Annotated in this window: 18 protein-coding genes; 7 read left to right on the forward strand and 11 right to left on the reverse strand. The window is 48.3% G+C overall.

Translation table 11 applies throughout. The annotated features are described in order from the left end of the window. Window positions 1-8 precede the first annotated feature (8 nt). Complete coding sequence (locus BLS03_RS20845; protein ID WP_093278529.1) at window positions 9-836, reverse strand: helix-turn-helix transcriptional regulator; 828 nt, start codon at window positions 834-836, stop codon at window positions 9-11. A 95-nt stretch (window positions 837-931) separates the two neighbouring features. Between BLS03_RS20845 and BLS03_RS20850 the strand changes: the two genes are divergently transcribed. Continuing rightward, entirely contained in the window at window positions 932-1,819 is an 888-nt protein-coding gene (locus BLS03_RS20850; RefSeq protein WP_093278532.1) for an SDR family oxidoreductase, read from the forward strand. A 69-nt stretch (window positions 1,820-1,888) separates the two neighbouring features. Here BLS03_RS20850 and BLS03_RS20855 read toward each other — a convergent pair whose 3' ends face one another. Both BLS03_RS20855 and arfA read right to left on the reverse strand, forming a co-directional pair. Further along, entirely contained in the window at window positions 1,889-2,275 is a 387-nt protein-coding gene (locus BLS03_RS20855) for a hypothetical protein (RefSeq protein ID WP_093278534.1), read from the reverse strand. A 169-nt stretch (window positions 2,276-2,444) separates the two neighbouring features. After that, window positions 2,445-3,938, reverse strand: coding sequence for an arabinosylfuranosidase ArfA (gene arfA, locus BLS03_RS20860; protein WP_093278536.1), 1,494 nt, complete (start codon window positions 3,936-3,938; stop codon window positions 2,445-2,447). 387 nt (window positions 3,939-4,325) lie between these two features. On the opposite strand from arfA, the gene BLS03_RS20865 reads away from it, so the two are divergent. After that, entirely contained in the window at window positions 4,326-4,949 is a 624-nt protein-coding gene (locus BLS03_RS20865; RefSeq protein ID WP_176765656.1) for a TIGR04219 family outer membrane beta-barrel protein, read from the forward strand. A 107-nt stretch (window positions 4,950-5,056) separates the two neighbouring features. Here BLS03_RS20865 and rsgA read toward each other — a convergent pair whose 3' ends face one another. The 6 genes from rsgA to BLS03_RS20895 all read right to left on the reverse strand — a co-directional run bounded on the left by rsgA (window position 5,057) and on the right by BLS03_RS20895 (window position 10,928). Beyond that, window positions 5,057-6,106 (reverse strand): ribosome small subunit-dependent GTPase A, encoded by a 1,050-nt coding sequence (gene rsgA / locus BLS03_RS20870; protein ID WP_093278540.1) that lies wholly within the window; start codon window positions 6,104-6,106, stop codon window positions 5,057-5,059. A gap of 459 nt (window positions 6,107-6,565) precedes the next feature. Then, complete coding sequence (locus BLS03_RS20875) at window positions 6,566-7,324, reverse strand: 5'-nucleotidase, lipoprotein e(P4) family (protein ID WP_093278542.1); 759 nt, start codon at window positions 7,322-7,324, stop codon at window positions 6,566-6,568. A 204-nt stretch (window positions 7,325-7,528) separates the two neighbouring features. Next, window positions 7,529-8,323: an NPP1 family protein gene (locus tag BLS03_RS20880; protein WP_218122028.1), complete on the reverse strand. Its 795-nt coding sequence runs from the start codon at window positions 8,321-8,323 to the stop codon at window positions 7,529-7,531. Between the two features lie 261 nt (window positions 8,324-8,584). Further along, window positions 8,585-9,523, reverse strand: a complete 939-nt coding sequence (locus BLS03_RS20885) for a 5-oxoprolinase subunit C family protein (protein ID WP_093278544.1) — start codon at window positions 9,521-9,523, stop codon at window positions 8,585-8,587. Continuing rightward, window positions 9,520-10,203, reverse strand: a complete 684-nt coding sequence (gene pxpB / locus BLS03_RS20890; RefSeq protein ID WP_093278545.1) for a 5-oxoprolinase subunit PxpB — start codon at window positions 10,201-10,203, stop codon at window positions 9,520-9,522. The genes BLS03_RS20885 and pxpB overlap by 4 nt, the downstream gene beginning before the upstream one ends. Beyond that, complete coding sequence (locus BLS03_RS20895; protein ID WP_093278547.1) at window positions 10,200-10,928, reverse strand: 5-oxoprolinase subunit PxpA; 729 nt, start codon at window positions 10,926-10,928, stop codon at window positions 10,200-10,202. The genes pxpB and BLS03_RS20895 overlap by 4 nt, the downstream gene beginning before the upstream one ends. A gap of 266 nt (window positions 10,929-11,194) precedes the next feature. On the opposite strand from BLS03_RS20895, the gene BLS03_RS20900 reads away from it, so the two are divergent. The 4 genes from BLS03_RS20900 to BLS03_RS20915 all read left to right on the forward strand — a co-directional run bounded on the left by BLS03_RS20900 (window position 11,195) and on the right by BLS03_RS20915 (window position 14,686). Next, entirely contained in the window at window positions 11,195-12,256 is a 1,062-nt protein-coding gene (locus BLS03_RS20900; protein WP_093278548.1) for a TRAP transporter substrate-binding protein, read from the forward strand. A gap of 62 nt (window positions 12,257-12,318) precedes the next feature. After that, complete coding sequence (locus BLS03_RS20905; RefSeq protein WP_093278549.1) at window positions 12,319-12,861, forward strand: TRAP transporter small permease; 543 nt, start codon at window positions 12,319-12,321, stop codon at window positions 12,859-12,861. Beyond that, window positions 12,854-14,158: a TRAP transporter large permease gene (locus BLS03_RS20910; RefSeq protein ID WP_093278550.1), complete on the forward strand. Its 1,305-nt coding sequence runs from the start codon at window positions 12,854-12,856 to the stop codon at window positions 14,156-14,158. Before BLS03_RS20905 ends, BLS03_RS20910 begins: the two co-directional genes overlap by 8 nt. Before the next feature lie 3 nt (window positions 14,159-14,161). Beyond that, entirely contained in the window at window positions 14,162-14,686 is a 525-nt protein-coding gene (locus BLS03_RS20915) for a winged helix DNA-binding protein (RefSeq protein ID WP_093278552.1), read from the forward strand. A 113-nt stretch (window positions 14,687-14,799) separates the two neighbouring features. Here BLS03_RS20915 and BLS03_RS20920 read toward each other — a convergent pair whose 3' ends face one another. Then, window positions 14,800-15,684: an AEC family transporter gene (locus tag BLS03_RS20920; protein ID WP_093278553.1), complete on the reverse strand. Its 885-nt coding sequence runs from the start codon at window positions 15,682-15,684 to the stop codon at window positions 14,800-14,802. A 503-nt stretch (window positions 15,685-16,187) separates the two neighbouring features. Between BLS03_RS20920 and BLS03_RS20930 the strand changes: the two genes are divergently transcribed. Further along, window positions 16,188-17,945: an ABC-F family ATP-binding cassette domain-containing protein gene (locus BLS03_RS20930; protein ID WP_093278556.1), complete on the forward strand. Its 1,758-nt coding sequence runs from the start codon at window positions 16,188-16,190 to the stop codon at window positions 17,943-17,945. Window positions 17,946-18,030: 85 nt separating this feature from the next. Here BLS03_RS20930 and BLS03_RS20935 read toward each other — a convergent pair whose 3' ends face one another. Beyond that, entirely contained in the window at window positions 18,031-19,680 is a 1,650-nt protein-coding gene (locus BLS03_RS20935; protein ID WP_093278557.1) for a response regulator, read from the reverse strand. Window positions 19,681-19,712: the final 32 nt, after the last annotated feature.

Raw genomic sequence — 19,712 nt, forward strand, 5'->3', positions numbered from 1 at the left:
CGCTTTCTTCAAGGGCAGCCTGAAACTAAGTCGGCAATTTTTTGTTGATCTTGCGCGGCGATGGGCGTGTAAACCACTAAGCTCAGCTCTGGACTACCGGACACAGAAAATGATGAATAGGCGAGGTTAAGCTCGCCTGCGCTGGGGTTATGCAGTGTCTTGACCCCTGCCGTGAATTCATTGACTTCATGAGAACGCCAAAACTGTTTAAATTCGGCGCTTTGCTCACTGAGATCAGCAATAAAATCGGCGGTGCGTTGGTTTTCCCCGAGCCTTGCAATATCAGAGCGAAACGCGCTCACCAATAAACGCGCAGTGTCATGCCAATCCGGGTTGTGCAATCGAACCTCATGGCGCAGAAAAAACAACTTTAAAATATTTCGCTCGTCCACTGGCAATTTGGCGTAATCGGTTAGTACGCAGGCGGCGGCTTGATTCCAAGCCAGCACATCCCAAGTTAAGTTGCGGATCAATGCCGGATTCGGCGACAGCGCATCGAGAATCTGTTGCAGGCGCGGTGCGATTTGCGCTTTAAGTTGATAGTTGCTCTCTGGCGGACGGCCCAAGGTGGTTAAAAATAGGTATTCGGTTTCGGCGCTACTGAGCAGCAGCGCTTTGGCAATTCTTCCCAGCACTTCACCTGATGGTGTGCCACCACGTCCTTGTTCAAGCCAGGTATACCAAGTCACGCTGATGTTGGCTCGCGCGGCCACTTCTTCGCGGCGTAATCCCGGCGTACGCCGCCGCGCCGCCGAGTAACCCAAGGCCAACGGGTCAAGGCGCTGACGTTTATCTTTAAGAAACTCACCAAGATGGCTTTCGTTACTCGCTTTCATTTATCCTGTTAGTCCTTATACCATGATAAAGTCACTACTTTATCGCGTTCACCACGCCCCTACAATGGCCGGGTTCTCTGATAAAGGAAAGTGTTATGACTGACGTTTTTGTTACGGGTGCTAGCGGCTTTATTGGCCATGCGATCTGCCAAGAGTTCGTTACCCACGGCTACCAAGTGCTAGGGTTGACTCGCTCACAAAAGGGCGCTGATGCACTTAGCCAAATCGGCGTTAAGCCGGTGCTCGCAAGTTTGGATCAAAGTGAATTATTACAAGCTACTGCTGCGCAGTGCGATGCAGTAATTCACACCGCGTTTAACCACGATTTTTCAACCTTTGTACAAAACTGCCAAGATGATAAACAGGTGATCATGCAACTTGGCCAAGCGCTTGCGGGTACCAACAAAACGCTGATTGTTACCTCGGGAGCATTTATGACCGGCGCTGAGCACAATGCCCAGCCCGAAACCCCTCGTCTCACTAGCGACCAAATGCCAAGAGCCGCCTCCGACGAAGCCGCGCTGGCCTGCGCTGCGTTAGGAGTAAACGCCTTGCTGGTTGGTCTTCCTCAGGTACATAATCCTCATAAACTTGGACTGGTGAGTTATTTATTCAATATCGCGCGTCAAAGCGGCGTTTCTTGCTACGTTGAACAAGGCAACAACCGGTGGTCAGCCGCGCACTTGCAAGACATTGCCCGCTTGTATCGTCTGGCGTTAGAAAAGGGTCAAAGCGGCATGAAATACATCGCGGCGGCAGAGCAAAATATCGCCTTTTGCGATATTGCCAGCGCCATTGCCAAGCGCTTGGATGTACCTACGCAAAGCTTGAGCTCAGATGATGCATCAAACCATTTTGGCGCAATGAGTCGTCTGGTGCAGGAAAATCTAAACGCATCTGGGCAGGGCACTAAACAACTGCTTGGTTGGACGCCAAACGGCCCGTGTTTATTTGATGATATCGCCAACGCGATTGTGGAATAAGCTTTACCCAAAGCGTAAAAAAGAGACTCAATGAGTCTCTTTTTTTGATGATGAACGCTAAGTTGCCATTTATAAATCAGAACACAGCGTTAACTGATCGTTTTTATAGCTGCAAAATACCGGATAAATCCCAGCATGCTCTTTAGTCGGTTTATCATTAAGAATGATATCTTTGTAATTATCCCATCCGTGTCTGGCTAACAGCACACAGTAATCTGGATTCTCCGCTTTCTGACATTCACTTTTGGCATGCTGATAAGCGATGTACTCGATCGAGCATTGCTCAGCGTCTTGCGTTTCTTGATATGCCGACTGACAATAATTGGCATCATCATTATGTTGAGAAAATTCACTCCAAGACACTGAACGTGCGCACCCCGTAACCGACAGCAATACGAGAGTGAAAAGCGTGACATGTTTTCGCGTGACATTTTTTCGCAAAATATGGTTTCGCATGGTATCCCCTTAACCGTTGATACGTCTTTGTTACAGACGCAGTCGTGTTTCAACCAAAATGCGGCGACTCAAACACAGCGATTAAATGCCCGTTAGCGAAACTTTTGCCGATGTCACGTTTGGCAAAATTTCGCGCATCTTAGAATCAGCTAAGTGCGCGAAACACGATTTACACCACGCGAAAACGTAGCATGGTCCAGGAGGTTTTCGGCAACGTAATCGAGAACTGAGAGCCAGCGTGTTCAATACATTCTTGTGTGGTCGGAACCACATTATTCGGCGCATCAAAGCTGTTGACCGCAAACAGGTCATCGCCGGTCAGGACTTGGCGCTCGATCATTTTCAGCGCACCAAATTCTTCAAGCCGCAGTTCAAGCTCAACGTCATGGTCAAGATCGGTATTGAGGACAAAAAACGCCATTTCACCGCTATCAGCATCAAAGGTGGTTAGGGTAGCCAGTTGCGGCGCGGCGCCGTATTTCTCGGTTTGCACCTCATCGCACAGCACGATGTTTTTATACACACTGCCGCGGCCATAATTACTCACTTGCATAAAAGGATAGTAAGTGGCGTGCTTGAGCACCCCACCCTCGGCGCTGGTGTGAATCGGCGCCAGTGCGTTCACCAATTGGGCAAGACAGGCCATTTTTACGCGGTCGGCGTTGTTGACTATGGTGGTCAGCAATCCACCCATCACCAACGCGTCCATCAGCGAGTAGACATCTTCGGCGATTGCGGGCGCCCACTGCCAACGTTTGGTGTCCATGTGTTTGATGTACCAGACATTCCACTCATCTAAACTGAGCATCATCACCTTGTCGCTGCGCTTTTCAGCTTTGACGTAATCGGCGGTGGCTTTAATGGTGTGAATAAAATCGTTGAGGTCATGAAACGCGGCAAGAAAACTCAGCTTGTCCCCTTCATATTCGTAGTAACGGTGCAGAGAAATGTAGTCGACATGCTCGTAACAAGCCTCAAGTACGGTTCTGTCCCAGCTTGGAAAGGTTGCCATCTCTTTTGATGAACTGCCACACGCGACTAGCTCAATGCTTGGATCAACCCATTTGAGAATTTTTGCGGTTTCTCGCGCTTTATTGGCGTACTCCTGAGCGCTGAGCGCGCAGGTTTGCCACGGGCCGTCCATTTCATTACCCAAACACCAAACTTTGAAATTGTGGGGCTGCTCATAACCGTGTTCGCGGCGTTTATCACTCCAATAAGTGCCTTTATCGATATTGCAATATTCCGCCAGATACCCCGCTTGTTGCGGAGTTCCGCTGCCCAGATTGACGGCAATCATACCTTGGGTATGTGCTTTCGCGGCCCAGTCGGCAAATTCATTGATGCCAAATTGGTTGTTCTCAATCGACAGCCACGCATAGTCAAGCCGAGTCGGACGCTCGCTTTTTGGTCCAATACCGTCTTGCCAGTCATAGCCCGAAACAAAATTTCCGCCCGGATAACGCACAATCGGCACGTTCAGACTTTGAATCGCTTCCAGTACATCTTGGCGAAAACCTTGCTCGTCAGCACTGTGATGCTCAGGTTGATAAATGCCGGTGTACACCGCTCGGCCCATGTGTTCGATAAACGAGCCGTAAATACGCTCATCGATATCTGCCAACTTAAAGTGTTGATTTACGATACATTTTGCTTTTTTCATTGCGATTCCCTAGCCCAAAGCGCACAAGCCACCATTATAAAGAGCAGGAAAAACCGTCAGACATGTAGAAAAACGCTATAAACCTGCATGGAAACGGCGTTTGGGCAATTGTGCGAAGCTGGCAGATGAAGGTCGGTACAAAGCGCCAGATTAGAGTTTTTAACCTAAGCAATTCAAGTGCTTAAAAAATGCGTTATTGAGGCAAATATCAATGCCCGAAATCACAAATCTTTGAACCTGATTAACAATTACTCATTATAAAGCTCGCACTAAAGCATGGTAATGATAGGGTAAGTCATTAGTTAAAAATGATTAGCCAAGACTGATTGGAAAGCATTAAACTCTTGCCAGCCTGATGTTAGGCTTATGATTTGGAAAGAAAATACCATGAAAAAAACTGCTCTAAGCCTGCTACTCGCAGCAACTGCTTTTTCTTCGCACGCGGATATGCTTCTCGGTGGCGATGTCGAAATGAACCTTTGGCAACAAAACTACGAGTATAACCAGCAAGATAACGGTGATGAGATGACTTACACTATCGAAGCGTCTCTTGAGCACCCTATTCCATTGGTTCCAAACGTAAAAATCGCTCAATCTGCAGTTGATGCCGATAACTTTGAGTACACCAAACAAGATTTCACGCTGTACTACGAAATTCTTGATAACGATTTAGTTTCTGTCGATGTTGGTGCGGGTATCTCGCGTTTAGTTGACGCTAAAGTCAACTCGACCGATTTTGAAGGTTACCTACCGCACGTATACGGCGCCGCTGAAATCGGCATTCCAGCCACACCACTGTTCCTGTTTGCAAAAGGTTGGGTGGCATCGTTTGACGGCGACACGGGCAGCGACCTACAAGGCGGCGTGCAGTACTCATTTGGTATGGGTCTGTTTGATATTGAACTGCAAGGCGGTTACCGCATTCAGAAATTTGACCTCAATGACTTTGACCATGTCGACCTAGACAGCAAAGCTCAAGGTGTGTTTGTTGGTGTTAACCTCGATTTCTAACCCTAACATTCGGTTAAACCTGACATTCGGTTAAACATAAGAAAACGAGCCCATTGGCTCGTTTTTTATTTGGTGAGGCAGAAAATAACCTCGACCTTTACTTATCACTAACGCTCGTAACTGTTTTTGATATAACGGGTTTGACGGCTCACCGACTTAACCATTTTGCCAAACTGCTTGGCCTTTTGCCGCTGCTCAACAAAACTTGATTGGTTATACGCCTGCTCGGCAAGTAATTTGCGGTAATTGACCAAACGCCGCGAATCAAGCTCACCACTCTCTATCGCCGCGAGCACCGCACAACCCGGTTCAGCGCCATGTCGGCAATCTTGGAATTTGCACTCTGCCGCCAACGCATCGATATCAGCAAACGCGCGCTTCACTCCTTGCTCACAATCCGCCAGTTGCAACTCGCGCATTCCCGGAGTATCGATAAGCACCGCTCCATTGGTCATAAAATGCATCGAACGTGACGTCGTGGTGTGACGGCCTTTGCTGTCATCTTCACGAATGCCGGAGGTCAGCTGAACATTTTCGCCAAGTAGCGCGTTGACCAGCGTCGATTTACCCACTCCGGATGAACCGAGCATCGAGACGGTTTTACCTGCGCCGCACCATGGCATCAACTGAGTTTGGCATTGCGATGATAAGCCATTCACCACCTCAACGCACAACAGTGGATCGAGAACGCGCACTTGCTCTGCCAATTGCTCGCTGTGTTGGCATAAGTCGGCTTTGGTGAGCACTACGATAGGCTCGACCTGCGCCTCATACGCCAGCGCTAAATAGCGCTCAATACGACTAAGGTTAAAATCTTGGTTTAACGAGCTGACAATAAACACGCTATCGACATTCGATGCAATAAGCTGCCGCTCGACTTTGGCACCGGCCGCTTTACGAGCAAACAGTGACTTGCGCTCCAGCAGGCGTTGAAACTGCCCTTCGACGCTAAGCAGCAGCCAGTCACCAAGCACTAAATCGGGCATTGATGTCAGCCTTGGCAAGGTGAATTCGCCTTGCGGGCTCAATACTCGATACTCACTGCGATGATGCGCAATAACTCGAGCGATGATCGCCTGTTCAAATTCTTCAAGATTGAGTTGTTGTTGGAAAAAAGCTTGCCACCCTAATTGGTGTAACGTTTTGGAAGTACTCATTGAGGTTCCCTAAACAAATAAACAGCTCGTCAATGCACACGCATTGCGAGATAGAATAAGGGCAAACAACAAGTAATACGCCACCAAATTGTGGTCGATATGAACTGATAGATGTGTTTCCCCGGTTAGATAGCACCGGGCGAGAAGTGGAACAACAGAGTTGAAAAAGTAGGTTTTAGCCCTGCATGCTCACTTTCGCCGGGTGGATTTGTAATACAATCATGGTCTTCTCCTTATTTGAGTGAAATGATATTCGACCGTGGCAGGGTTTTAGCCTGCGATCAAAGCCGACTTTATCAGAGTGCGCGCCGAAAACCTAGGTACATCGAATCTCATCACCGCGCTTCGTGAATCCACGCAACATTTTTACCTTAGCCAGTGATACTCAAACGAACACTTTGGGTAAAAAACGAGCCCGACGGCCCGTTTACATATGCTATTTCTAGCTTCTTACAATGACTATTTGCTTTGCCATGCACTAAGCTCGGCTTTTTTCCACGCGCCGTAACTGGCGTTGGGAAAGATGATCCAATCTTGGCCAAAGTGGACGGCATTTTTTTCTACCAAATCCCGGTTATATTGAGTGTCTTGTTTGTTCTTAAATTCCGCCGACACATCTGGCAAGCTATCACCCATTAACATGATGATACGATGATTTTTGGCAATACTGTCACGGCGTTGCTGCTTGGATAATTTATACAGCAAAACCGTGCTTTCCGAGACTTGTGGTAAGCCAAGTTCTTCTAGAGTCTTGATAGTACTGGCTTTGTTTTCATCGTAACGGTCAGACACATAGTAAAGACTCACGCCCTGCTGGTCGGCGTATTCGATAAATCCTTTAGCACCTGGAATCAACTCAGGATGGCCATTAATTTCCCAATCCGCCCAAGTATCCCACGTAGTGTAATCTTGGCAGTTTTGCATATCACGCACCAGCAGCGGTGTGTTATCGAGAATGGTTTCATCCAAGTCCATCACCACCGCCAGTCTTTTGTGGTCAGTTTTGCCCTGATCCGCTTGAAGAATTTCGGCCAAACGTTGGCGAGCAAAGCGATAGGTTTGCAATTGAATCGCCTTGATTTCAGCGGACTGCTGCTGATAGCGCAGCGCCATTTGATATTCTTTGGCCTGGCACAAGGTCGGCTCCTCTGCCAAAGCAGCAAAACTGCTACTCAATATCACCAAGCCAAGTCCCAAAGTTTTTAGAGTGTTGTTCATTTTTATCACCATGTTGAGCGGGAATTATTATTAAAGGCATGATACTTAGGATATTTTTCAGCCAAGTATCGACAACACCTTATACAAAAAAGCGCCGAATTTGACCTCGGCGCCCGAATAACCACCAAAACTCAGCATTTTGAGTGAAATACAAAATCACCACTTTACTGCTATTGCATGAGCTGGTTGATATTCGCGTATTTATTACGCATTGGTGACGCTGTCGCTGGTAAAGGTCGGATAGCTATCTGGCTTACCGTCATTGAGGTTGGTGAGGAAATTACTGTCTTTGATTGGCACATTGGCTGAACCGTAATCAAAAGTATTGAGCTTATTGCGCAGCTCGCTGTTGCTAACGCTGTCACCTTCCATGCTGTACCAGCTGACAATCTCTGGCGTCACAAACTCGCCATATGGGTTTTCCGCCTGTTCATCGGTTTTGCTAAAGCGCATCGCGTGAGTCAGCAAACCATCTTTGTGATAGACAAACTTGATGTGGTCCCCTTCACTATCGAGATCCGCTTTAGCCTCAGTCGTCAAATCACCATGCGCGCTGTAACTACCGTGAGTAACCGTGCCATTTTTGGTCCAAATCGCCACGTGTTCCCAATCATGACGATGGCCGCTTTCGATGCCATCTAAAATCTGATCCTTAAGAAAATAGAGTGCATAAAAATGGCCGCAGTACTGATCACCATCGCTTTCAATACACGCGTAACGATGATAACTATTTGAGAGATCGAGAAAGTTTTCACTGCGACACCCGCTTGTCAATCCGCCACTCGGTTTCAGGCCGCCGTTTTGTTCGCCGCTGCGGCTAACCCCAGCACTTGGCAAACAGCTATCGCTGTCAAAATCAAATACTGGCGCGATGGAACTAGCATCTGTCTGTGTTGGCAACGCTTGATCTAACTTAGCAAAATCGTCTGCTAAGACCTGCGATGAACCACTTAGCATGACTACGGCAAGCGCAGCGCGTGAAAAAATCTGTCCTTTCATTACCATTCCTCTGGTTGTGTCGTTAAATAAAAGCCGTTTTTCGTGTCGCGCGCCGACAACACCTAGCCACGCGCAATACGAGGCTAATAAGCTTTCATGTAACGATTTCAGGAACATGACGATTTTCTTGTCATCGAATGACGGATGAAATTTGCTGCAGATAGAAGACAAACCGCCAATCCTTCACATTCGACTTGGCGGTTGGTCACTTGAGGTAAGTGCGGCGTAAGAGGACGACGCCGCAAGTAAATGCGAAAGAAGTTATAACGAAAAGAAGCGCATGAACTGTTGCAGTTTTTGACTCTCATCGGCGATGTCGGCGCGATAGAACCTTAGCGTCGTACCCGGGCGAGCTTGAGCAAGGCGCATCAAACTCAATTTCGACACACAGCCAATTTTGGGATAGCCACCTAGGGTTTGACGATCATTAAGCAAAATGATCGGCTGGCCGCTTGGCGGAAACTGAATCGAACCCGGCGCAATACCTTCGGAAATGACACCGTTTTGCGCGGGGTGAATCGCGTTTCCTTGCAGGCGAATCCCCATGCGGTCTAGCTTATCGCTGATGGTGTAATCGGTTTGGTAAAATTGCTGTTTCTGCTCATCGCTAAACAGCGAATTCTGATACGTTTCAAACATGCCAATGTCGATGTGCTCGCGATAATCGGGAATAAATCGGCTTGGCACCCATTGCTCATGAGAGCTTGCCAAATTAAACCGCAACCCTGCGCTTTCAAGCACATCACCTTTGATTAACGCGCGCCCCGGCGACTGTGGTAAACCGCCCATTTGGTTACGTACTACGGTTGCGACGCTGCCAAATGCAATGGCACCGCGAATCCCTCCTGCGACCGCAAGATAAGCGCGAAACCCGCGGCGCGCAAAACCAAGCTTAAGTACTTGCCCTTGTCTGAGCACAAACGAGCGCCAATGCTCAATCGGCTCGCCATCGATGCTTGCCGACATATTCGCGCCAGTCAGTGCTAGAGCGATTTCCTGCTCAGCGCGAAAACTCGCTTGGCCGAGGGTGATTTCCAGTGCCGCGGCACCGCTTGGATTGCCAAGTAAACGATTTGCCCAGCAAAAGGCATGCAAATCTGCCGGCCCGCCCGCGCTTAAGCCAAGGTGACCGACGCCGCTGCGGCCTAAATCTTGAATCAAGGACAGCATGCCTGGGCTTTGTACAATTAAGCGACTCATAACACACCTCCAAGCTCGATAAAGGTTTGCCGGTCAATAGGCTTAAAACGCACTTTATCGCCAACTTGAAATGGCGTCATGGGCGTCTGGTCTGGGTCAAACAAAGACACCGGGCAATTGGCGATGATCTGCCAGCCGCCTGGCGACTGCGCCGGATACACCGCCGTTTGCTGGTCGGCAATACCAACACTGCCTTTGGCCACCTTAAGTCTGGGCTCTGAATGGCGCGGCGTGGCAATGCGCGCATCCACTGAACCAAGAAACGCAAATCCAGGTGCAAAACCTATTGCGCATACGGTGTAGTGGTTTTGACTATGAATGTCGATCACTTGCTCAACCGACAATTGATTGCGCTCAGCCACGAAGTTCAAATCTGGTGCCACTGATACATCATAATACGCAGGCAGTTCAATCAAGTTAGCCTCAACCGAACTTTGCAGCGATTCAAACTGCCTAAGCAGCGCATGTAAATGCTGCTCAAGCACATCACCGTCGACTTCCAGCGGCGAAAACGCCACCATCACGCTGGTATACGAGGGAATGATTTCGATTAAATGCGGAAATTGCTCACCAAGCAATTCACACAGCGCTGCGATGTTTGACACGCGATCAACGTTAATCTTATCGCCGACGTACGCCATCATGTGGGTTTCCGACAAGCGAATCACTCGTTTGGTCATGACAGCGCTTTTCGTAATTGGGCGATGGTCGCCACCGATTGATCGTTATCGCCATGCACACACACGGTATCGGCATGCAACGCCAAGGTTTCGCCATCGATAGTGGTCAGCGTGCCGCTTTGCACCAACTGCGTCACTTGCGCGATGATCTGCTGCGCATCGTGATACACCGAACCGTTGACAGTGCGCGCCACCAATTGACCATCGGCGTTGTAGGCGCGATCGGCAAACGCTTCAAACAACAATTCAACGCCATGTTCCTTCGCTATTTTCTGATACGCTTGGTTATCTTTACGCGCTAAAATCATCAGCGGCACACCGATTCTGGCCTTAGCCATAGCTTCAATCAAAGTTTGAAATACGGCTTGATTCGCCATCATATCGTTATACAAAGCGCCGTGAGGCTTAACATAGCTGATATCAGTACCAAACAGCTGGCACATGCCGCGCATCGCACCGATTTGATAAATAAACAGATGTTTGAGTTCATCCGGTTGATGAGCAATTGAGCGACGGCCAAAACCTTTTTTGTCGTCATAACCGGGATGCGCACCGATTTGAACATCATGTTCTAGCGCGCTTTGAATGGTTTTCGCCATTACGTCAGGGTCAGAGGCATGAAAGCCGCAGGCAATGTTGGCCATATCAATGTGGGGCATGACGGCGTCATCTCGCCCAATCTGCCAAATTCCGTAGCTCTCCCCAAGATCACAATTGAGCTTCATTATCGATTCTCCCTTCGATGCCGTTGCTACGTCTTACTGGTTACCGAATGGCCACCAAATACAAATTGAATGTAAATTACATCCTATTCGCTTTTCAATTGTTGTCAATTTGTTTGTATATCGCTATTGTAATCATTCAATTGGGATGAAATTGACGCGGTGAATGAATATTTATCGCACTCAAATCCCAATCAAAGTACGCAAAAATGGATAGGACGTATTTTGCGTGATGAGCCAAGGAACCCAACTGGATAAGGACAAAGGCCATGTTCAAAACACTTGTTAAAGTGAGTGCGCAACCACTTGCGACGGCTAACTCAGCAAAAAATATCTCAGCAACACACCTTTTTTTTAAACACTCTACATTGTTAACTAAGTCACTGCTGACACTCACCGCACTCGTCAGCAGCGCCAGTTTTGCCGCCACTCGCTGGGACATGGCAACCCCTTACGTCGACGCCACCCATCATACCCAAAACGTGATTCAATTCGCTAAAGACGTAAAACAAGCCACCAAGGGTGAGCTGGAAATCGTCGTTCACTCTGGCGCATCACTAATTAAACATACCGAAATTGCACGTGCGGTCCGCACTCAACAAGTGACGATTGGCGAAGTGTTTATCGGTATTTTGGGTAACAGCGATCCGATCTATAAGCTGGATAATATTCCCTTTCTTGCCACTAACTTTGAGCAAGCCAAAGCCCTGTACGCCGCCTCCAAATCAACGCTGGAAAAGAAACTCGATAAAGATGGTATGATGCTGCTTTACTCTGTGCCTTGGCCACCACAAGGCATTTACAGCAAGGCGCCAATCAAAACTATCGACGACTTGAAAGGCGGCAAAATGCGCGCCTACAGCCCAACCTTGTCTCGCCTGTCAGTACTGCTTGGCGCCACACCAACCACAGTACAAACCGTTGAAATTCCTCAGGCTTTCTCAACTGGTATCATAGATATGATGATCACCTCGCCAACCACTGGCGTGAGCAGCCAAGCGTGGGATTACCTCTCTAACTACACCGATGTTCAGGCGTGGATTCCGAAGAACATGGTTATCGTCAATAAGCGCGCATTTAAACGCCTGCCAAAAGAAGTGCAAGGTGAGCTACTTGCGATGGCAGATAAAGCCGAAAAACGCGGTTGGGAAATGGCCGAAAAAGAGACGGTTGAAAAAACCAAAGCGCTCTCAGATAACGGCATCACAGTCGCTAAACCAAGTGCTGAGCTGATGTCGTCACTAAAAAAAGTCGGCGATGTGATGGCCAAAGAGTGGGCTGACGAAGCCGGCGCTGAAGGTAAAGCGGTACTCGACGCTTACCATCCTTAAACTCGGGTTATAGCAAGCTTTTTAACTCGATTTCATAGGCAGTAGGCGTTTAGGGGGTAGCGATGCGTCGCGGATTGAATACGCTTTATCTTGGCTCTGGTGTGCTATCTGGATTTTGTATCGTCCTGATATGCCTAGTTATTCTCACTCGAGTGGTCGGACGCTGGTTTGGCGTGGTGATCCCATCAAGTGATGATCTGGCCGGTTATTTACTCGCATCGGCCAGCTTTCTAGCGCTCGCCTATGCATTTCAAAGCGGCGCGCACATTCGCGTTAGCCTGTTTACCTCACGCCTACCCCAACGCAGCTTGCTGTGGGTAGAGCGTGCGGTGCTAACCCTTGCCGCGCTGTTTGTCAGTTTTCTTGCTTACCACCTTGGCAACATGGTGTGGGAATCTTGGGAGTTTGAAGAAGTCACTTCCGGCTACATTCCGATGCCGCTTTGGGCAGTGCAACTGCCAATGGCAGTCGGGGCTGCCATTTTTGCCCTGTCGGTTATCGACAGTGCGCTGTGTAACTGGTTATTTGGCACTCTGATTGCCAAATCAGAAGAAGAACAACTGGCAGAATCGAGCCACATTGAATTGGGTGACGCTGATGAATGAATTATGGATCGGCAGCGTTTTATTAGTGGTGCTATTTACGCTGCTCGCAAGTGGCACGTGGGTCGCACTATCACTGGTATCGGTCGCCGCGGTGGGCATGTTACTGATTGGCAATGACGCCTTTGGCCTAATTTACGCCACCACCACCTGGGGTGCAGTGTCTGATTGGTCTTTGGCCGCGCTACCACTGTTTATATGGATGGGCGAGATTCTGTTTCGCTCACGGCTTTCCGATGACTTATTTGAAGGCCTCACGCCGTGGCTAAGCCGCATTCCTGGCGCCCTGTTTCACGTTAATATTTTAAGCTGCGGCATCTTTGCCGCTGTGTCTGGTTCGTCAGCGGCGACCGCAGCGACCATAGGCAAAATGACCCTGCCGGAGCTAAAACGCAAAGGTTACGATGACCATATGGCAATCGGCACACTGGCGGGCTCAGGCACGCTGGGGCTACTTATCCCACCTTCAATCATTTTAATTGTTTACGGCGTGTCGGCAGAAGTATCGATTGGCCGCCTGTTTATCGCCGGCGCATTGCCCGGCTTAATGCTGGTACTAATGTTTATTGGCTACACGGTGTTTTGGTCGCTGAAAAACCATCAGCGCATGCCCATTGATGATACTCACTACACTCGCGCGCAAAAATTTGCGGGCATCATTAAGCTGGTGCCCGTCGCCTGTTTAGTGACGTTTGTTTTAGGCTCGATCTATGCGGGTATTACCACCCCAACCGAAGCCGCTTCATTTGGCGTGTTAGGCTCGCTGGTATTAGCCGCCAGCAGTCGCACATTAAGCTGGCAAACCTTCAAAGACAGCCTCATGGGCGCAGTAAAGACATCATGCATGATCATCTTTATTCTCGCTGGCGCGGCTTTTCTTACCGTGGCGATGGGCTTTATCGGCTTGCCACGCCTGCTGGCAGAACAAATAGCGCTGCTTAACCTTTCGCCCTATATGCTGCTACTGTGCTTAACCATACTGTTTGTGATTTTAGGCTGCTTTTTGGATGGCATTTCGGTGGTGGTACTGACCACTTCCGTGGTGCTGCCGATGGTGACACAAGCGGGCATTAACCCACTGTGGTTTGGTATTTACATCGTACTGGTGGTTGAGATGTCACAAATTACCCCACCGGTTGGGTTTAATTTGTTTGTGATTCAAAGTTTAACCGGTAAAAATATCCTCTACGTGGCCAAAGCGGCGTTGCCGTTTTTCTTTTTGCTGATGGCCGCGGTGGCGATCATTACCGTATTTCCGCAAATCGTCACTTGGCTGCCAATGACCATGACTCAAGGATAACTCATGAGCGACGAACCAACGCCTTCTCAACACATGCCGATCGTGTCTTCTTCCCACCTTGCCAGCGAAGATGCGATGGCGCTGAGCGAATTTGAATATGCGCTGACTATGATGAACAACGCGTTCCAACGCTGGATGCAGTCGTGCAGTTCCACTTCGGGTATGCCAGAGCTCAGCCCACTCGACATTCTGGTGGTGCACAACATCTATCATCGCAATCGCCCAAAACGTATCGCCGATGTGGCTTTTACTCTCAACATTGACGATTTGCACACCGTCTCGTACTCGGTGCGAAAATTAGCCAAATTTGAATTGGTTGAAGGAACGCGCCAAGGCAAAGACACCTTTTACGGTGTAACCGATAAGGGCGCGGAGTTTTGTAACCAGTACCGCGATGTGCGCGAGCAATGTTTGGTCGATGCCCTCAAACGGATGAATCTTAACGATCAACTTGGCGAAGTCGCCACCATGATGCGCACCCTATCTGGGTTTTATGATCAAGCATCACGCGCAGTGCGCTCACTGTAGTTTCGCAGTCATATCCAATTATGCATCGAGCCGCCTAAGCGCCGCTACGCATTCACACTAAAAAGCCGCGCGCCGATCTCTTTTCGGCCATCTGCACGCGGCTTTTTTCTTGATTACACAATCACAAACACTTTGATAATAACCAGCGCGATGAGCGCCGTTGGCAGGGTAAGAAATGTCAGCCCCGCTACCTCGTTGACTGGGCCGTTGTAGCGGGTCGCGAAAATATAATTCAGCACCGCCACTGGCATCGAGCTGGCAATCAACAAATTCGCCGTATGCAGCGGCGACAAACCAAACAAGCTCGCGGCCATCCACGCCATCAACAGCCCCATACCTGGGCGATAGAAAGCCAAAAACAGCAGTTGTCCCCAACGGGTATCATGCACGCGCATATGCGCTAAAGAACGACCCAGCATCAAAAGCATAATCGGCACCGTGATACTGCCAAGCAAATCAAACACCCGCAGCATGAAATCAGGAATGGGCACATTTAAGCCAAGCAGTAATCCACTCACAATCAACGCGATCACTGGCGGGTTGGCGACCAGTTTTTTCGGCGAATAACTGCCCGACATCAACCCAAGCCCAAGGGTAAAGTGACTGATTTCGATGATCGAAGAGATGATCACCGCGCCAGCAAGGCCTTGTTCACCAAGCAGCGCATAAGCAATCGGAATCCCTAAGTTGCCCGTATTTGGGTTGACCAAAACCGGCAAATAGAAACGAATATCCAGCTTCATGATTTTAAGTAGCAACCAAGAAACCACCATCATGGCAACCAAAGTCGCGCTGCTGGCGAGAACCAGCTTGGTCATACCAAGAAAATCAATATGACTGCCAAGCATTGAGTGAAACAAAAGACACGGCATGCCGACGTTAACAATCAGTTTCGGTAAGTTGGGATCATCAAGATATTCGGTTCTGGCACTGAGCACCGCGCCAAGCAGAGCAATGATCATCACTGGCAAAATGGCCGCAATAAACGCCGTTAACATAGGTATCCTTACACTTGGCTTTCGCCGCACTAAAGCGCATGACACCAATCAAGTCGGCAGAAGCTTAAAAGCTCGCCCGTGTGAGAGTCACTGCGATTTAACGGCAGATATTGGGATTAAGAGCCTTAATTTACAGCGCTTTAGTAACCAGTACAAACCTCAATTAACGGATTATATGTTATATAAAATGGTCATCTTGATTGGTTTGCTCTTTACCGTCAGCGGCGATTTTTTATATACTCGCGTTATCGATTCATCGAAAACCATGCGGTTTTCCCAATAAAAACAAGGAGGTCATCTATGCTTATGTGGAATTCAATTCATCCACGTTTATTTGGTATTGAGGCTCGCTCAAGAGTTTGTTTTATCGCGCTGCGATAATTCTGGCTTGAGCGAAACGTCCATTTAAATCGCACAATCAGCGAGTTCCTTTTCCTCGAGCTCAAAGAATTATTGTCAGCAACTGACAACAGTCGCGTACGCGCCAAATTCTTGAGTTTATTATGAGTACTTTTTTAACCACCCAATCCTTGAGCTTTTCATCCCCTCAAACGTCTTTGTTTGAAGAGGTTAACTTAACCCTGAATCGCCACGATAAAATTGGCCTAATTGGTCATAACGGCTGCGGCAAAAGCACCTTGCTAAAAATCCTCAGTCAGCAGTTAGACGGCTATCACGGCCAAATCGCTATCGCTCATCACTGTGTCGTCGGTTATGTCGAGCAACAATTGCCGCCAAGCGTTGCCAACGCCACTACCCATCAGGCGCTTGCCGAACATCTTGATACCGAAGAGCATTGGCGCGTCGACGTTCTGCTTAGCGAACTGGGTTTCGCGCCGCAAAGCTGGCATCAGCAAGCTAAACACCTAAGCGGTGGTCAGCAAATGCGGTTATTGCTGGCGCGCGCCGTGATTCATCGCCCAGATGTGTTGCTGCTTGATGAGCCAAGTAACCACCTTGATCTTCCTGCGCTGCTGTGGCTTGAGCACTATTTACGCACTTGGAAAGGCGCATTTGTGCTGGTGTCACATGATGAGCGTTTGTTAGATAACGTCACCACCAGCAGTTGGATAGTGCAAGATAAACGCTTGCACCACTTCAACCTGCCTTGCTCTGCAGCGCGTCTCGCCCTTAGCGAACGTAATGAAGCCGACAGACTGCGTCATTACGCCGAGCAAAAGGAAATTGACCGCCTCGAGTCAAGCGCCAAGCGTCTCGCCACTTGGGGCAAGGTGTATGACAACGAAGATTTGGCGCGCAAAGCCAAAACCATACAAGCGCGTAAAGAGCGCCTCGAAGAACAACAAACCAAACTGGCGCAAGCTGCGCCTTGGTGTTTGAGCTTGCAAGGTGAGTCACTGCCGGCAAACCGCTTACTCGATATCGAGCAGCTTGATGTCACGCCGCCATCCAGCGACCAAATACTGTTTAGCATGGCGTTAAAGCAAATCAAAAGCGGCGATCGTATCGCTCTTATTGGTGCCAATGGTCAAGGCAAATCGAGCCTGCTTAAGCGGTTGTTTAGCGCGTATCAAGAAGCCGCTCAACATTCGTCAATCCTCGACCAAACGGTATTTGGGAAAATAGCGTTTCATCCCAAATGCACACTTGGTTATTACGACCAATCACTTGAGCAGGTGGACGATAAGTTAAACCTTAGCGATGCACTTATGCCGTTTTGCGCGCTCAGTGATGACTTGCGTAAACAAGCGTTGATAAGCGCTGGATTTGAATATCAAAGACACAACCAGAAAGTTTCAGCGTTAAGCGGCGGCGAACGGGCTCGGCTGCTGTTTATCGGCTTAAGCCTTGCGCGCTATCACATGCTGTTTTTGGATGAACCCACTAACCATTTGGACATTGAAGGTAAGCAGCAGCTAATTGAAACCCTCAATGATTATCAAGGTGCAGCTCTGATTGTTAGCCATGACCGCAACGTCATTGAGCACGCTTGCAACCGTTTTTGGCTGATTCAAAATCAAACGCTATCCGAGTATTTGGACATAGCGCAGGTCTATCAACAGCTCGATGAGAATCACGATGCGTCTCAAGGCCAAATGGATACTTCGCTTTGCCCTTCCCTTTTAGAAATGGGTAAAGTCGATGATGGCGAATGTAACCAAGACGCATTACTCGAGCGCTTAATTGAACTTGAGCAGCGCCTGAATGATGATTTGGCGCGCAAGCCCAAGCACCAAAAGCCGCAATTACAAGCGCAATGGCAACAAGAGATAATGAATATTAATCGAAAACTTAGCTAAATTTCGCTGAATGAAGAGGTGGCATAAAGCGCAGGGCTCGCCATGTAGCGAGCCCTGTTTGCACATTCATATTCCTTGTTGCTCTTCACACGACCGCCTGCTCAAACTCTGCGATAGGAAATTTGGCACGCGCGGCTTGGTAAAGTGGCAAATAATTGAGATCGCGTAACTCTTTGACGCTATAGAGTTTCGTCATCACTAAATGACACTGTTCAAGCTTGCTCGATACATCGTATTTGCCTTGATACCCAGCCGACATCTTGGCAATAAATTGCACAATGGAGAGACACAACTTCTTCGACGTCGGCGATAAATCATGTAATCCCAAATAATCATCAAGGCAGGCGTTCGTTTCGTTTTTAGTGATGACTTTGCCGCGACTGACTATCCTATTTTTCAACCCGGAGATAGCCTGCAGAGTGCGATGCAAATGCTGCTCAAGCGCGTTTAACATCAAGACTTGGCTACGAAAGATGCTCGCGTGCTGCTCTCGGTTAATCGCGCGGCGACACTGCGGAAGCAAGTATTTGACCTCATTGAAAAACGAAAAACGTTCTAATAAGAAGCACAGGTGAAACAAGTCATAAAAGTGGAAGTCTTGAATATTTGGCAGTGCGCGTTTCACTTTATCGATAGCCGAATGATAGTCATGGTTAATCATATCAATATGCGCCAAAATCAACTGGTATTGGTCGCCTAAGTTCTCATTCTTGCTCACTGAAAATAGAATGGTTTTTAAACATTCTAAATAATGATCAAACAGCTTTTTGTCACCATGATCGGTAAATTTGTACAGAAAACAGCGTAAATAATTGATTTTGGTGTAATCACCGCCGCGAAAGGTATGAATATTTTTGTCGTAATAACGCTTGATATAACTTAGCGCATCATCGTACGACTGAACTGCCAGCGATAAGTTAGCAATCACTAGGTCACGCTCTGCGCCTGCATCGAGCAGCATGGTCGACTTCTTGAGATGATCAATCGCTTGCGGCAACTGATTATCCAGCGCCGCAATATTGGACATTTCATCATGGTAATAAGGGTTGGCTTGCTTATCAGCAACGCTATCGAGTACCACCAGCGCTTTGTCCATTTGATTGGTTTCAATCAAGGTATTGGCAAGCGAGGTTTTAATCCAGTCAAAATCATCCGCTTTCAGCAGGATTTCATATTCTGACCGAGCCAAATTGAACTGCTTAAGCTGAATCAAACTTTGGGCTTTGTATTTGCGAATCAACTTAATGTATTTGCTGCCCTTGGCAATCAAAGCGTCACACGCCACTACCGCGCGTTTATAGTCTTGTTCAAACAAGTGTTGGTAGATGGGCAGCAATTCAGCTTTTTTGTTGGCCGCGGCTTGCAAGCGTTTAAGGAAAAAGCGCATGTTCAGTGGTTTCAGCAGATAATCATCGGGTTCACTATCGAGAATCGAACGCACGATTTTCGGATCGTTTTCGCCAGTCAAAAACATAAACACCGTATCGGCTTGCAGATAGCGATAATACTTTAACTCATCGAGAATTTGGTAACCGTTTAACTCAGAGTGAAAGTTGTAATCGCAGATAATCAAATCGTAATGTTTGCTTTTGCAAAGCCCAATCGCTTCTGAGGCTCGATAGGCAAGATCAACATGCTCTACACCATTCTTTTTCAGATGGGAGCTGATACTGCTGCACACCAGCCGTGAGTCATCAGCCACCAACACAGTGTAATTTGCAAAATCGATCGTCATTTTCCCCTCCGCTCAGCGCTCTCGCCGATATC

The sequence above is a fragment of the Vibrio xiamenensis genome, from assembly GCF_900100015.1.
GTDB classification, from domain to species: domain Bacteria; phylum Pseudomonadota; class Gammaproteobacteria; order Enterobacterales; family Vibrionaceae; genus Vibrio; species Vibrio xiamenensis.